Origin of the sequence: Catenulispora yoronensis (genome assembly GCF_039531695.1) — a bacterium.
Classification (GTDB): Bacteria; Actinomycetota; Actinomycetes; order Streptomycetales; family Catenulisporaceae; genus Catenulispora; species Catenulispora yoronensis.
In genome coordinates, this window is the sequence record NZ_BAAAQN010000057.1 from 1 (window position 1) to 14,364 (window position 14,364).

Sequence of the window (14,364 nt, forward strand, 5' to 3'; positions counted from 1 at the left end):
CGCATTGTCTTCCTAAGACCGCTTGGCCTCCGACTTAACCGCGCCCCCACAAAAGCCCCCGCCAAAGCAGCAATCGAATCCGAATCCCCACCACTCGCCGCAGCCCGCCCCAACACCCGCACCGGCTCATCCGGAAACATCAAAAAACACAACAACGCCGTACCCAACGCCTCCTCGGCAATCCACCCCTCCCCAGTGGCCAAACACGGATCCGCCTCAAAATCAGGCCTCTCCAACGCCACCACCAACCGATCCAACACCCCCGCACACTCGTCCCACCCCTGCGCAATGAACTCCTCCGGCGACCCCCACTCCGACTCCCGCCGAACCGCCTTCCCCGACTCCCGCCCAACCGCCGACCCAACCTTCCGCCCCACCCCCAACCCTCGCCACAAACTGTCTCTTAACCAATCCCCCCGATAGACCTCCCGCTCCTCCCAACACCGCTCCCGCAGTGCCGCCACCAAATCCCCCACCGCCATCCCCTCCACCAACCACCGCGCAGCAACCATCGTCAAATCCGACGCCGCCAACGCCGTCGCATGCCCATGCGTCAACGCCGCCTGCAACTGCGCGATCCCAGCCGCCGTCCCCATCTCCAACCCCGGCACCAACCCCACCGGCGTCACCCGCATGTTCGCCCCGCAGCCCTTCGACCCCCGCTGCGTCGCCTCCGCCCACGGCCGCCCCTCCGCCAAGCCGCCGCACGCCCTCAGACACGTCATCCCCGGCGCGCGATTGTTCTCCGGCGAATGCGCCCACGCCACGAAGTGCTTGATCAACGACTCCGTCAACGCCTCCGGCTCCGACCCGGCTCCCGCCCCCGGTTGCTCCAACAACGCCTCGGCGACCGCCAAAGCCATCTGCGTGTCGTCGGTGACCAGCGCCCCCTCAGGCAACTCCGTCGGCCCGGCCACCCCGTACTCCGCCACGATCTGCTCGAACCGCAGAAACTCCGTGGGCTTCCCCATGCTGTCGCCATAAGCGAGCCCGAACAACGAACCGGTCGCCGACATCCAGATCCCCTCCCGCGCCTTGAAGCCGCCAGTCTGCCAGCTACAGTCCCTGATCATGACTGACATCCCCACCACCTTCCGCGACGCCACCAGCGCCCACCACCCCACCACCCTCCGCGACGCCACCACCGCCGACCTCCCCGCGATCATCGCCCTCCTCACGGACGACAAACTCGGCTCCACCCGCGAGGACCCCGACGACCTCACCCCCTACCTCGCAGCCTTCGTAGAAGTCGACGCCGACCCCAACCAACGCCTCCTCGTCGCCGACCGCGACGGCGAAATCGTCGGCACCTTCCAGCTCACCTACATCCCCGGCGTCAGCCAGCGCGGCTTGAAGCGCGCACTCATCGAAGGAGTCCGCGTCGCAGCCTCCGAACGCGGCAACGGCCTCGGCACCCACATGATGAACTGGGCCGTCGCGACCTCCCGCGAAGCCGGCTGCGGCCTGGTCCAGCTGACCTCGAACAATGAACGACCCGACGCGCATCGCTTCTACGAGCGCCTCGGGTTCGTCCAGTCGCACCTCGGCTTCAAGCTCAAGCTTTAAGTCTCGACTCCCTCGCTCTCGCCCTCACATCCTCACCCCCACCGTCACCCCTCACCCCTCACCGTCACCCCTCACCCTCACCCCGCCAACCCCCGCGCCCGCAGCATCGCCTCAACCTCCGGCCCCCGCCCCCGGAACTCCGCGAACGCCCCCATCAAATCCACACTCCCACCCCGCGACAGCACCACCCGCCGGAACAACTCCCCACTCTCTCGAATCGACCGAACTTTTTCGGCCTCCTCAGCGCCAGCCCCAACCCCCTCCTTAAACCAATCCACCGTATCCTTATCCAACACCTCACTCCACAAATACGAGTAATACCCAGCCGCATACCCATTCCCCCAAATGTGCGCAAAATAGCTGGACCGATACCGCGGCGGAATCTCCGGAATCAACAACCCATACCGCTCCAAAGCCGCCTCCTCAAAAGCCTTGGCATCCCCCGGATCCTCCCCGACCGCCAAAGAATGCCAAGCCCAGTCCAACATCACCGCGGCCAGCACCTCCACCACCGCGAACCCCTGCCCGAACTTCTCAGCCTCAGCCATCCGCGCCAGCAACCCGGCCGGCACCGGCTCCCCGGTCCGATAGTGCTTGGCATAGTTCGCCAGCACCTCCGGCCACTCCGCCCACATCTCATTGACCTGCGATGGATACTCCACAAAGTCCCGCGGCGTATTCGTCCCCGCCAATGTCGGGTGCTCCACATCCGAGAACAACCCGTGCAGCGCATGTCCGAACTCGTGGAACAGCGTCCGCACCTCGTCCCACGTCAACAACGCCGGCTCACCGACCGGCGGCTTGGCCACATTCAGATTGTTGACGACCACCGGCAACTGCCCCAGCAAATGCGACTGCTCGACGTAGTTCGTCATCCACGCCCCGCCACGCTTCGAGCTCCGCGCGAAGAAGTCCCCGAGGAACAGCCCGATGCCGCTCCCGTCGGCGTCGAACACCTCCCAGATCCGCACATCCGGGTGGTACGCCACCAGATCCGGCCGCGCCTCGAACGTGATCCCGTACACCAGCTCCGCCGCGTGGAACACCCCGTTCACCAGCACGCTGTCCAGCTCCAGATACGGCCGCAGCGCCTCCGAGTCCACGTCGTACTCGGCCTGCCGCACCTTCTCCGAGTAGTACGTCCAGTCCCACGCCTCCAGCCGCTGCCCCTCCGGCAGCCGCCCGCGCAGCGCCTTGGCCTCCCGCCCGGCGTTGGCCACCGCGGCCGGGATCAGCCGCGTCATCAGGTCCTCGACCGCGGCCGTGGTCTTCGCCGTCCGGTCCTGCACCGCGTACTCGGCATGGGAGGCGAAGCCCAGCAGCGCCGCGCGCTCGGCCCGCAGCATGGCGATCTTGACGATCACCGGGCTGTTGCTGTCCCACGCCCGCTCCAGCGACGCCTCCAGCAGCGCGCGCCGCGCCTCGCGGTCCTCCAGCGCCGCCAGCTCGGTCTGGTTGGAGAAACTCTTCAACGAGATGACGTGCTTGCCCGGCAGCCCGACCGCCTCGCCGTTCTCCTTCGCCGCCGCCACCGCGTCCGCCGACATCCCGGCCAGCTGGTCCGCGGAGTCGAACACCTGCTGCCCGGCCTTCTTCGCGACCAGCAGGTTCCGGTCGAATTCTGTGGACAGCGCCGCCAGCTGCTCGTTCAGTTCCGACAGCCGCGCCTTGTCGTCCGCCGACAGCTTTGCGCCACCCAGCACGAAGTCCCGGTACCGCTTCTCCAGCAGCCGCAGCTCCACCGGCCCGAGCGGCGCCCCGGCCGTTCCCGCAGCCTCAGTCCCTCCCGCAGCCCCGGCGGCTCCCGCATCTCCAGCTACTCCCGCCGTTTCGGCACCTCCCGCAGCCTCAGCCACGTCTGCCGTCCCCGCCACGTCTGCGGTCCCCGCCAGGTCCGCAGCCCCAGCCGCTCCTGCCGCCCCGCCCACCCCCGCCAACTCCGCCCGCCGCTCATACAACGCGTCGATCCGCGCGAACAGCGCCCCATCCAGCGTGATCGCGTCCAAATGCGCCGCCCACCGCGGACTGATCTCCTCCTCCAGCTCCTGCAACCGGTCGCTGGTGTCGGTCGAGGTCTGCGCGAAGAACACCAGCGCGACCCGGTTCAGCAGCTCCCCGGCGCGCTCCATCGCGACGATCGTGTTCTCGAACGTCGGCGGCTCCGGATTCTCGGCGATCGCCTTGATCTCGGCCAGGTGCTCCGCGAAACCGGCGTCGAACGCCGGCAGGTAGTGCTCCTCCGTGATGTCGGCGAACGGCGGGAGCTCATACGGGAGCGTGCTCGGGCGGAAGAACGGGTTGTCAGTCGTCACGTCGGTCACGTCCCCGACTCTACGCTCCGCTCGGTAGCGGGCATACAGGGGTTTAGTCGATTACCGCAGCCGCTCCCACCGCGCCCCTCAGGTGTCCGAAGATGAGACTGGTCTCGGTGTGTCCGACCGCCGGGTGGGTCGTCAGGTGCTCCAGCACGAAGTCCCGCAGCGCGTCGGAGTCGGGCACCGCCACGTGCAGCAGATAGTCGTCCGCACCGGCGACGTGCCAGACCCCGACCACGCCCGGCAGCCCCGGCACGTCCCGGATGAACTCCTTGACGCTCTCCCGCGTGTGCGCCCGCAGCCGCACCGCGATCATCGCCTGGAGCCCGCGCCCCAGCGCCGCCGGGTCCACGTCGGCGTGGAACCCGCGGATCACCCCGCGCTCGCGCAGCGTCCGGATCCGGGCCAGGCACGTCGACGGCGCGACCCCCACCGCCTCGGCGATCGCGTTGTTCGGCGTCCGCGCGTCCCGCCGTCGCGTTCGCCTCCGGGATGGCCGCGATCACTGCCTGCCTGCTCGCGGCCGCCGCCGAGGGCCGACGGCACGTCGTCGCGGTGCGGCCGCTCTACGGCGGCAGCGACCACCTGCTGGCCAGCGGCCTGCTCGGGACCGACGTCACCTGGGCCGCGGCCGATGCCGTGGCCGCCGCGCGGCGCCCGGATACCGGCCTGGTGATCGTCGAGACCCCGGCCAACCCGACCCTGGAGCTGCTGGACCTGGCGCGTGTCGCCGAGCAGTGCGGCGACGTGCCGCTGCTGGTCGACAACACCTTCGCCACGCCGATCCTGCAGAAGCCCGCCGAGTACGGCGCGACGCTGGTCGTGCACAGCGCCACGAAATACCTCGGCGGCCACGGCGACGTCCTGGGCGGCGTCGTCGCCACCACCGACGCCTGGGCCGAGCGACTGCGCCCGATCCGCGCCATCACCGGATCGGTGCTGCACCCGCTGTCCTCCTACCTGCTGCACCGCGGGCTCCAGACGCTGCCGCTGCGCGTGCGCCACCAGTCGCAGAACGCGCAGAAGCTCGTCGACCGCCTGCTCGCCAACCCGGTGGTGGAGCGCGTCTACTACCCGGGCCTGCCCGACTGCGATCCGCGCCACCTGGTCGGACGTCAGATGAGCGGCCCCGGCGCGGTGTTCGCGATGGCGATCCGCGGCGGCTACGAGGCGGCCGCGCGCACGGCCGACTCGGTGCGGCTGATCACGCACGCGGTGTCGCTCGGGGGAGTGGACACCCTGATCCAGCATCCGGCCTCGCTCACGCACCGTCCGGTCGCCGCCGACGCCAAGCCGCACGCCTCAGTGCTGCGGGTGTCGGTCGGGTTGGAGGACCCTGAGGACCTTTACGCCGATCTGGAGCGGGCGCTGCGTTCGTAGTCCCTGACACGGCGACGTTGTCCGGCGGCATCGCCCGGCGACGAAGCCCAGGACCTCGCGCCATCCCCATCACCCCGACCGTGCCATCCCCATTACTCCGACCGCGCCATCCCCATCAACCCCTGATCCCGCCCCCGCCGTCCACCTCCGGCCACGCCTGCTGCGTCATCAACCCCACGACGAGCGCTGCGATGTTCCAAGCATCGTCCGCCCCGCTGTGGTGCCGCCCCTCCAGCGGCAACTGCGCCACCTCCAGCGCGCGGTGCATGCCGATGCCCTTCGGCCAGCCCCGCGCCACGGCGAACTGCTGCTTCGCGTTCACGTGCGTGGACCCGAACGGGTAACGGACCCGGCCGGCCTCGCACTGCCGCTGGAATTGCTTGCGGTCGTAGTCGCCCCAGCTCGCCCACACCCGCGAATCGGCGAAATGCTCCGTCTCCAGTTGCGCGCACGCCTCCGTGAACCGCACGCCGCCGTCGACCTCCTCCTGCGTCAGCCCGGTCAGCTCGGTGCAGAAGGCGCTGACCGTCGAACGCTCCGGCCGCACCAGAATCCGGTGCTTGCCGACCCGGACCCGCTGCTCGGTGTCGACAACGGTGAGTCCGATCTCGATGATCTCCGACACCTGCCCGGCGGGCGGTCTGCCGGTCCAGCACGTGGCCTCCACGTCCACCACGTTCAGATATCTGCCATACGTTTCCATGCCTGGCAGGGTAGGACCGCACAACCAGCGGGTCTCCGGATTATCGGACCGAAACTTCGCGGAAACGCCTGAGTTCTAGCATTCGCCCATGATCGTCATCGTTCCGTTGACCGCGGACCACGCGGCTGACGTATTGCGCATCTACCAACACGGTATCGATGAGGGCAACTCCACCTTCGAGTCGGCGACCCCGACGTGGGAGGCCTTCGACGCCTCGAAACTGCCCGACCACCGCTTCGCCGCCCTCGACGACGCCACCGGCGCGGTCCTCGGCTACATCGTCGCCTCCGCCACTTCGAAACGCCCCTGCTACGCGGGAGTGATCGAGAACTCCGTCTACGTGGACCGCGCAGCACGCGGCCTGGGCGTCGGCAGCAGCCTGCTCAAGACCTTCATCGAGTCCACCGAAGCCGCTGGCGTGTGGACCATCAACGCGGGAATCTTCCCCGAGAACACCGCCAGCCTGGCCCTCCACAGCCGCCACGGCTTCCGCACCCTCGGGACCCAGGAACGCGTGGCCAAGACCGTCGCCGGTGTCTGGCGTGACGTGGTGCTGATGGAGCGGCGAAGCAGTGTCGTGTTCTGAAGCTCCGCCTCCCGGCCCCAGCCCCCCGACCTCCAGCCCCCGACCTCCCGACGGGTAAACGGACAAACAGATAAACGGGACGGTCGCCGGCCCAACCCCACAAGTTCCGGCGACCGTCCCTGCCCAGGAGGTGCTACCCACACCAACGCATCAAGCCGCGGACCGGTTCGGCCGCCATCCCGGCACCGGCACCGAAGCCCGCAGCACGCGCGTGTACTCGTCCGCCGGCGCGTCCAGCACCGCCCCGCAGTCGCCGGACTCCACCACCTGCCCGCGCCGCAGCACCACCACTGAATCGCACAAATGGCGCACCACCGCCAGGTCGTGCGAGATCAGCAAGTACGCGATCCCGGTCGCGGCCCGGATGTCGACCAGCAGGTTCAGGATCTGGGCCTGGATCGACACGTCCAGCGCGGACACCGCCTCATCCAGGATCAGCACCCGCGGATCGGCCGCCAACGCCCGCGCGATCGCCACCCGCTGCCGCTGCCCGCCGGACAGCTCCCGCGGCCGCGCCGACGCCTGCCGCTCGTCGAAGCCGACCTGGTCCAGCAGCTCCGCCAGCCGCGCGGCGCGCGCCGTCCCCTCCAGACCACTGTGGGTCCGCAGGACCTCGTCGATCGCGACGCGCACTGTCTGGCTCGGATCCAGGGACGTGTACGGATCCTGGAACACGATCTGCAGCTCCCGGGCCCGCCGGCGCCGCTCGGCCGCACCTCGGGCAGGCCGTGAGCGGTCGTGCCCCAGCACCTCGACACGTCCGGCGGTCGGGGCTTCCAGGCCGACCAGCATCCGCGCGGTCGTGGTCTTGCCCGACCCGGACTCGCCGACCAGGCCCAGCGATCCGCCGGCCGGGACGGTGAACGACACGTCCGACACGGCGGTGAACTGCGAGCGGCGCCCCCGCTCGTCGGCGACGCGGAAGACCTTCGTCAGCCCGCTGACCGTGATCGCCGGCGGTTCCGAGCCCCCGGACTGAGCGCCGGACCGCGTTTCGGTCTGTGTGTCGGACCGCGTGTCGGACCGCGTGTCGGACTGTGCGTCGGACTGCGTGTCGGGCTCAGGCGACAGCATGTTCATGGATCTCCTCCACCCGGTGGCACCGGACCAACCCGTCCTGGAACGTCTCCAACCGCGGCCGGACGCTCCGGCACACGTCCCGCGCGAACGCGCACCGGCTCGCGAAGGCGCAGCCGGTCCCGGCCTCGAACGCCGACACCGGACGGCCCGGGATCGCCGCCAGCCGTTCGGCACGCTCCTCGATCGACGGCCGCGAGCCCAGCAGGCCGATGGTGTAGGGGTGCCGCGCGGTCTCGTGCAGATCCCGCGCCGAGCGGACCTCGACCACCGATCCCGCGTACATCACCGCCACCCGGTCGCAGACCGCCAGGGCCAGGTCCAGGTCGTGGGTGATGAACACCATGCCCATGGCCCGCTCCCGGCGCAGCCGGTCCAGGATGCCCACGACCTCGGCCTGGATCGTCACGTCCAGCGCCGTGGTCGGCTCGTCGGCCAGGATCAGCCGCGGCTCGGCGGCCAGCACCGAGGCGATCATGACGCGTTGCAGCATGCCGCCGCTGAGCTCGTGCGGGTACTGCCGCAGCCGCCGCTCGGCGTCGTCGATGCCGACCGAGGCCAGCAGCTCCGCCGCCCGCCGCGCCGCCTCGGCCTTCCCGACGCCGCGGTTCACGGTCAGCGCCTCGCCGAGGAACTCCCCGATCCGGTGCGTCGGGTTGATCGCGGCCCGCGGGTCCTGGAAGACCACGCCGACGTCGGAGCCGCGGAAGGCCCGCAGCTCGGCCGGCCGCATAGCCAGCACGTCCCGGCCGTCGAACTCCACGCTGCCGCCGACCCGCGCACCCTGCGGCAGCAGCCGCGTGATGGTGCGCACGGTCATCGACTTGCCGGAACCGGACTCGCCGACCAGCCCCAACGCCTCGCCCTCGGCCAGGTCCAGGTTCAGGCCGATCAGCACCGGCCGCATCCGCCCCTCGACGTTCAGGGCCACATCCACGTCACGCAGACGAAGCATCCGCCTGCCCCCTTTCCGACTCGGCGCCGACCGCGTGACTGTCCTGGCTGCCGACCGCGTGACTGTCTTGGCTGCCGACCGTGTGACCGTCCTCGCTGCCGACCGCGCGGCCAACTCCCCCACCGCCACTGCGCCCGAACGCCTGCCCGAACCTGTGTCCGAACACCCGCCCGAACACCGGATGCCGCTCCGGCCGCTCGCCGGAGATCCGCGCCCCCAGCACCGTCAGCGACAGCACCGAGCCCACGATCAGCACACCCGGCAGGAACACCGGCATCGAATAGCCCTTCAACAGCGCGTCGGTGTCGCTGACCATCACGCCCCAGTCCGCCGTCGGCGCCTGCACCGCCAGCCCCAGATAGGACAGCGAGGCCAGGTCCAGCAGCGCGTAGCCGAACGCGATGGCCGCCTGCCCGAGCACCACCGGCCCGATGTTGCGCAGGATGTGCCGCACACTGATCCGGAACACGCTGAACCCCTGCACCGTCAGCGCGTCCACATATGGGCTCACCCGCTGTTGCCGCGCCGCCGCCCGGACGATCCGCGACAGGAACGGCACGTAGGCGATCGACAGGGCCACCACCGCCGGCGTCATCCCCGGCCCGAACAGCGCCACGGTCAGCACCGCCAGCAGCAGCCCCGGCAGCGCGTAGACCAGGTCCAGCAACCGCGCCACGGTCGCGTCGACCATGCCGCCGTACCAGGCCCCGAGCAGCGCCAGCGGGATCCCCACCGCTATCGACACCCCAACGACCAGCGCCGGACCGAGCAGCGACGTGCGCGCCCCGTAGATCAGGCGCGACAGGATGTCCCGGCCGATGCCGTCGGTGCCCAACAGGTGGTCCGCCGACGAGCCCTGATAGTTGTCCAGCAAGCTGCCGGTGTTCGGATCGGCCGGGGCCAGCACCGAGGCGAACACCGCCGCCATCACCATCACCAGCAGGAACAGCGCCGCCGCAGTGCCGGACGGGCCCAACCACCGATAGGCGGCCCGGAGCCTGCCTCGCTTCGCCCGGCCGTTCCCGGTTCCGGAAGTTCCAGAAGCTCCGGAGGTCCCGGAAGCTCCCGAAGCTCCGGAAGTCCCAGAAGCTCCGGAGGTCCCGGAAGCGCCGGAAGTTCCAGAGTTTCCGGAAGCTCCAGAGGTGCCGGAAGCCCCCGCCGTGTTCCCCAGCGCAACGGTCACGCCGCACCTCCCGCCGTCTTCAGCCGCGGATCCACCAGACCCTGCACCAGGTCCGTCACCGTGTTCGCCACCACGAACGCCGCCACCAGCAGCAGCGCCACCGCCTGCACCACCGGGAAGTCCTTCTGCGCCACCGACTGGATCGTCAGCCGCCCGATCCCGGGCACCCCGAACGCCGACTCCACCACCAGCGTCGAGGCGAACAGCCCGGCCACCTGCAACCCGATCACCGTCACGATCGGCGGCAGCGCGTTGCGCAGCACGTGCCGGCGGATCACGTGCCGCCGCGGCAGCCCCCGCGCCATGGCGGTCTGCACATGCTCCTTCGCCAGCTGCTCCCGCATCGCGTTCCGCGTCACCCGCGCCAGGAACCCGCAGGAGATCAAAGCCATCGCCGCGGCCGGCAGCACCAGCCCGTCGACCCGCCCCGCGAACCCCTCGCCGACCCCGGAGGCCGGGAACCAGCCCAGCTTCACCGCGAACGTCGAGATCAGCACCGCCGACGCCACGAACGGCGGCACCGTCACCGACACCGACGTGTAGACGTTCACCGCCGAGTCCACGACGCCCGGCCTCAGCGCCGCCGCCATGCCGAGAGCCAGCCCGAGCACAGTGATCATCAGCGCGGCCAGCACCACCAGCGTCACCGTGGTCGCCAGCCCGGCCCCGACCCGGTCGGACACCTGCTGGTTGGTCACCATCGACCGGCCGAAGTCGCCGTGCAGCGCCCCGGCCAGCCAGTCCCAGTACCGCACCGGCAGCGGGTCGTCGAGGTGCAGCTGGTGCCGCACCGCCGCCCGCGCCGCCGGCGACGGTGTCCGGTTGCCGAACACCACGTTCTCCGGGCTCCCCGGCGCCAGATACAGCGAGGAGAAGATCAGCATGCTGGCCAGCAGCAGCGTCACCGCCAGGCCGCCGAGCCGGCGGACGAGGAACCGCGCGGTCACGGCGCGCCCACCCCCGCGCCCCACGCGTAGGACATGTACGAGAACGTCAGCGGCGCCCCCGTCACCTGCTTGCCCTGCCACACCAGCGCCCGGGGCGCCACGATCGGGATCCACGGCAGGTCCTGCATCACCAGCGTCTGCGCCTGCACCGCGAACCCGGCGCGCGCGGTCAGATCGTCGGTGCCCTGCGCCTGGTCGACCAGGCCCTGCACAGCCGCGTTGTCGTACCCGTTGAAGTTCTGCACACCGTTCTTCGTCGCGTAGCTGGTGTACATGGTCGAGACGTCGGGGAACTCCAGGTAGTTCAGCGTCAGGAAGCCGTCGTAGTCGGCGCGCGCCTTCGGGTCGGTGAACAGGCTGCCGTACTGCTGCGGCGGCAGGCCCACGATCTTCATGTCCAGCCCGATGGCGTTGCCGGTCTGCTGCAACACCTGCGCCAGCTGCGCGAACTGCGAGCCGTCGGCGGTGTAGGCGATGGTGACGGTCTTGCCCTTGGCGCCGGCCTGGGCGACCAGGTCGGCGGCCTTCTTCAGATCCGGAGTGACCTTCAGCTTGTCGTACGCCGCCTGGTAGACGGCCTTCGCCGCGTCCGGCTGCCCCACGAAGAAGCCCGGCCCGGCCACCGCGTACAGCGGGTCTGCCGCCCCGGAGTAGATCGACTTGGCGATCCCCGCACGGTCGATGGCCAGCGACAACGCCTGCCGCACCGCCGGGTCCTTCAGGCCGCCGTCCAGCTTGGACACGATCAAGTCCACGTTCTGCGTCGTGGAGCCCTCGCCGCCGATGTACAGCTTCCCGTCAGTGGCCTTCTGCAACGCCGACAGCGCCGACACCGGCACGTCGAACGCGCCCTGCACCGTGCCCTGGGTCAGTCCGTTGACGTAGCTCTGCGGATCCTGCGCGAACGTGAACGACAGCTTGTCGACCTTCGCGGCGTGCTTGGCGTCCCAGTAGTTCGGGTCCTTCTTCAACACCAGCGAGTTGGTGCCGTCGAACGAGGCGACCGTGAACGGACCGGAGCACACCAGTTTGCCGGTGGCGCTGCCGAAGTCCGCTCCGGCGGCCACCGTGTTCGCCTTCTCCACGATCGCCCCGGCCAGGATGCCCATGTTGCGCACGAACAGGTAGTTCGGCTGCGCCAGCGTGATCGTCACCTGCGACGGACCGGTCGCGGAGATGTCGGCCACCGGGTTGTAGGAGTCGGCGTAGTTCGACGCCACGTTCGGGTCCGTGTTGCGCTTGAGGCTGTAGACCACGTCCTCGGGCGTCACCGGCTTGCCGTCGCTGAAGTGCGCCGCCGGATCCAGATCGAACACCAGGTGCGTGGGATCGGCCTGCTTCCAGTCCTTGGCCAGCCCCGGACCCAGCGAGTAGTCCGGATTGGTGCGCAGCAGCGGCTCGCACACATTGCCGAGGATCGTCTCCTCCGGATAGTCGGCAGTCTTCAGCGGGTCCAGTGAATACGGCGCCCGGTAGTCCCCGGACCAGGTCACGGCGTCCAGCGGACCGGACGCCGTGCCAGTGGTCAGCTGGTCGCTGCTGATGTTCGCGCTGGGCGCCGCGGCGGTCTTGGCGCCGCCGCTCTTGCCGGAGCAGCCGGACAGGGCCAGCGACACGACGGCGGTGGCCGCCAACGGGGCGGCCACGCGGGCCACCGGATTATTGAATGACACAGCCTTGAGTGACACAGCCTTCTTGAATGACACAGCCTTGAGTGACACAGCCTTCTTGAATGACACAGCCTTGAATGACTCAGCGCGGTTCATGGCGGTGCTGTCCTTCCTGGAAACGGGAGAAGAGAACGGGACCCACTCGCGCGCCTACTCGGCGCCGTATACCTGCACGCCCTCCACGAACGTCCGCAGTACCCTGGCCTCGCCGATCTCGTGCACCGGGCCCGCGAACGGATCGCGGTCCAGCACCACCAGGTCCGCGAACTTGCCGACCTGCACCGAGCCGGTCACGTCGTCCAGCTGGTTCACATACGCCGACCCGGCCGTGTACGCCGCGATCGCCTGGCCGAGGTCCAGCCGCTCGGCCGGGAAGAACACCTTGCGCGCCGCGAACTCCTCGGCCGACAGGCCCGGCTCCACCCGGTTCACCGCCGTGTGGATCCCCCACAGCGGGTTCGGCGAGGACACCGACCAGTCCGACCCGGCCGCCAGCGTCGCCCCGGCCCGGCCCAGCGACCCGAACGGGTACTGCCACGCCGCCCGCTCCTCGCCGAGGAACGGGATGGTCAGCTCGTCCATCGCCGGCTCGTGCGCCGCCCACAACGGCTGGATGTTCGCCGTCGCGCCGAGCTCGCGGAACCGGCGGACGTCGTCGGGGTGCACGACCTGCAAATGCGCCAGATGGTGCCGGCCCCCGGCGCCGTTCGCGGCGCGCGCCGCTGCCACCGCGTCCAGGGCGTTGCGCACGGCCCGGTCGCCCAGGGCGTGGAAGTGGACCTGGAAGCCGGCGGCGTCGAGCTCGGTGACGTACTCCGGCAGCTTGCCCGGGTCGATGAAGTCCAGGCCGGAGTTGTCGGTGGCGCAGCCGCAGCCGTCCAGATACGGATCCAGCAGCGCGGCCGTGTGGTTCTCCGCGACGCCGTCCAGCATCATCTTGACGCTGCGGGCCCGGAACCGGCCGGATCCGGCCTCCTCCCGCCGCGCGCGGAACAGCTCCAGCTGCTCCAGCCCCCCTTCGCGCTCCCACCACAGCGCACCGGCGACACGCGCGGTCAGGGCGCCGGAGCGTGAGGCCTCCAGATAGGTGCTGAACACGTCGCCGGGCCCCAGGCCCGCGCCGACCCACGCGTCCTGCCACGCCGTGATCCCGAACGAGTGCAGATGCGCCTGCCCGGCCAGCAGGCCCTCGGCGAGGTCCTGCGCGTCCGGCGGCGGCATGTGCGCGTTCACCAGCGCCATCGCGCCTTCCTGCAGGCAGCCGTTGGGCTCGCCGTCGGCATCGCGCTCGATCCGGCCGTCGAACGGGTCCGGCGTGTCCCGGGTGATCCCGCACAGCTCCAGGGCCCGGCTGTTCACCCACATCCCGTGGCCGTCCCGGTTCGGCAGCGCCACCGGCCGGTCCGGCACCACCGCGTCCAGCAGCCCCTTGGTCGGCATGCCGCCGGGGAAGGCGTCCATGCTCCACCCGCCTCCCCGGATCCACTCGGCCCGCGGGTTGCGGCCCGCGTAGTCGGCGACCGCCGCCACGAACTGCTCGATGGTGTGCAGCCCGTGCAGATCGCACTGGCGCAGCGTGGTGCCGCCCAGCACCGGGTGCACGTGCGCGTCCTGGAACCCCGGCAGCAGCAGCTTGCCGGCCAGGTCCACCACCTCGGTGGCCGGACCGATCAGGTCCTTGACGTCGCGCTCGCGGCCGACCGCGGTGATCCGGCCGCCGGAGACGGCCACCGCGCTCGCCCAGGAACGCGCCGGGTCGACGGTGAAGACCGGGCCGCCGGTGAGGACGAGGTTTGCGAACGGGGAAGGGGACACCGCTCCTCCAACGAGGGTCAGGAAGGTGGGGACCTTCGACAGGAGTTCACGCCGGGGACGCCACGGGGACGCCGTGGGCAGTAGCAAAACCCATGACAGCATCGCTGTCAATGGCATTGACAACGTGGCCGCCACTACGATGGGATCGCTGCACACTGCTGGGCCGC

At 70.1% G+C, this 14,364-nt stretch carries 10 protein-coding genes and 2 pseudogenes; 3 read left to right on the forward strand and 9 right to left on the reverse strand.

The window, feature by feature from the left end:
- The first annotated feature begins 1,071 nt into the window (after positions 1–1,071).
- Positions 1,072–1,566 (forward strand): GNAT family N-acetyltransferase, encoded by a 495-nt coding sequence (locus tag ABD481_RS35165; protein ID WP_344670167.1) that lies wholly within the window; start codon positions 1,072–1,074, stop codon positions 1,564–1,566.
- Between the two features lie 77 nt (positions 1,567–1,643).
- Here ABD481_RS35165 and ABD481_RS35170 read toward each other — a convergent pair whose 3' ends face one another.
- Together ABD481_RS35170 and ABD481_RS35175 are read right to left on the reverse strand one after the other, a co-directional pair.
- Entirely contained in the window at positions 1,644–3,878 is a 2,235-nt protein-coding gene (locus tag ABD481_RS35170; RefSeq protein WP_344670225.1) for a M3 family metallopeptidase, read from the reverse strand.
- Positions 3,879–3,930: 52 nt separating this feature from the next.
- Positions 3,931–4,350: pseudogene (locus ABD481_RS35175) on the reverse strand (Lrp/AsnC family transcriptional regulator); the annotation flags it as partial.
- A 2-nt stretch (positions 4,351–4,352) separates the two neighbouring features.
- On the opposite strand from ABD481_RS35175, the pseudogene ABD481_RS35180 reads away from it, so the two are divergent.
- Positions 4,353–5,261: pseudogene (locus ABD481_RS35180) on the forward strand (trans-sulfuration enzyme family protein); the annotation flags it as partial.
- A gap of 115 nt (positions 5,262–5,376) precedes the next feature.
- Here ABD481_RS35180 and ABD481_RS35185 read toward each other — a convergent pair.
- Positions 5,377–5,964, reverse strand: coding sequence for a 3'-5' exonuclease (locus tag ABD481_RS35185; protein WP_344670168.1), 588 nt, complete (start codon positions 5,962–5,964; stop codon positions 5,377–5,379).
- 88 nt (positions 5,965–6,052) lie between these two features.
- On the opposite strand from ABD481_RS35185, the gene ABD481_RS35190 reads away from it, so the two are divergent.
- The gene (locus tag ABD481_RS35190; protein ID WP_344670169.1) at positions 6,053–6,550 is read left to right on the forward strand and encodes a GNAT family N-acetyltransferase; all 498 of its coding nucleotides are present in this window, start codon (positions 6,053–6,055) and stop codon (positions 6,548–6,550) included.
- Positions 6,551–6,700: 150 nt separating this feature from the next.
- Here ABD481_RS35190 and ABD481_RS35195 read toward each other — a convergent pair whose 3' ends face one another.
- The 6 genes from ABD481_RS35195 to ABD481_RS35220 all read right to left on the reverse strand — a co-directional run bounded on the left by ABD481_RS35195 (position 6,701) and on the right by ABD481_RS35220 (position 14,197).
- Positions 6,701–7,624 carry an ABC transporter ATP-binding protein gene (locus tag ABD481_RS35195; protein ID WP_344670170.1) on the reverse strand — a complete coding sequence of 308 codons (924 nt, stop codon included), beginning with the start codon at positions 7,622–7,624 and terminating at the stop codon, positions 6,701–6,703.
- A complete protein-coding gene (locus ABD481_RS35200; RefSeq protein WP_344670171.1) occupies positions 7,611–8,582 on the reverse strand; it encodes an ABC transporter ATP-binding protein in 972 nt (323 codons plus the stop codon). The genes ABD481_RS35195 and ABD481_RS35200 overlap by 14 nt, the downstream gene beginning before the upstream one ends.
- Positions 8,566–9,558 (reverse strand): ABC transporter permease, encoded by a 993-nt coding sequence (locus tag ABD481_RS35205; RefSeq protein WP_344670172.1) that lies wholly within the window; start codon positions 9,556–9,558, stop codon positions 8,566–8,568. Before ABD481_RS35205 ends, ABD481_RS35200 begins: the two co-directional genes overlap by 17 nt.
- A gap of 203 nt (positions 9,559–9,761) precedes the next feature.
- Complete coding sequence (locus tag ABD481_RS35210) at positions 9,762–10,712, reverse strand: ABC transporter permease (RefSeq protein ID WP_344670173.1); 951 nt, start codon at positions 10,710–10,712, stop codon at positions 9,762–9,764.
- Positions 10,709–12,367, reverse strand: coding sequence for an ABC transporter substrate-binding protein (locus ABD481_RS35215; protein ID WP_344670174.1), 1,659 nt, complete (start codon positions 12,365–12,367; stop codon positions 10,709–10,711). The genes ABD481_RS35210 and ABD481_RS35215 overlap by 4 nt, the downstream gene beginning before the upstream one ends.
- Positions 12,368–12,532: 165 nt before the next feature.
- Positions 12,533–14,197: an amidohydrolase gene (locus tag ABD481_RS35220; protein ID WP_344670175.1), complete on the reverse strand. Its 1,665-nt coding sequence runs from the start codon at positions 14,195–14,197 to the stop codon at positions 12,533–12,535.
- Positions 14,198–14,364 lie beyond the last annotated feature (167 nt).

Bases quoted from the DNA above. Each gene is read 5' to 3' on its own strand.
- ABD481_RS35195 (WP_344670170.1), bottom strand. From the start codon at position 7,624: ATGCTGTCGCCTGAGCCCGACACGCAGTCCGACGCACAGTCCGACACG.
- ABD481_RS35200 (WP_344670171.1), bottom strand. From the start codon at position 8,582: ATGCTTCGTCTGCGTGACGTGGATGTGGCCCTGAACGTCGAGGGGCGG.
- ABD481_RS35190 (WP_344670169.1), top strand. From the start codon at position 6,053: ATGATCGTCATCGTTCCGTTGACCGCGGACCACGCGGCTGACGTATTG.
- ABD481_RS35185 (WP_344670168.1), bottom strand. From the start codon at position 5,964: ATGGAAACGTATGGCAGATATCTGAACGTGGTGGACGTGGAGGCCACG.
- ABD481_RS35165 (WP_344670167.1), top strand. From the start codon at position 1,072: ATGACTGACATCCCCACCACCTTCCGCGACGCCACCAGCGCCCACCAC.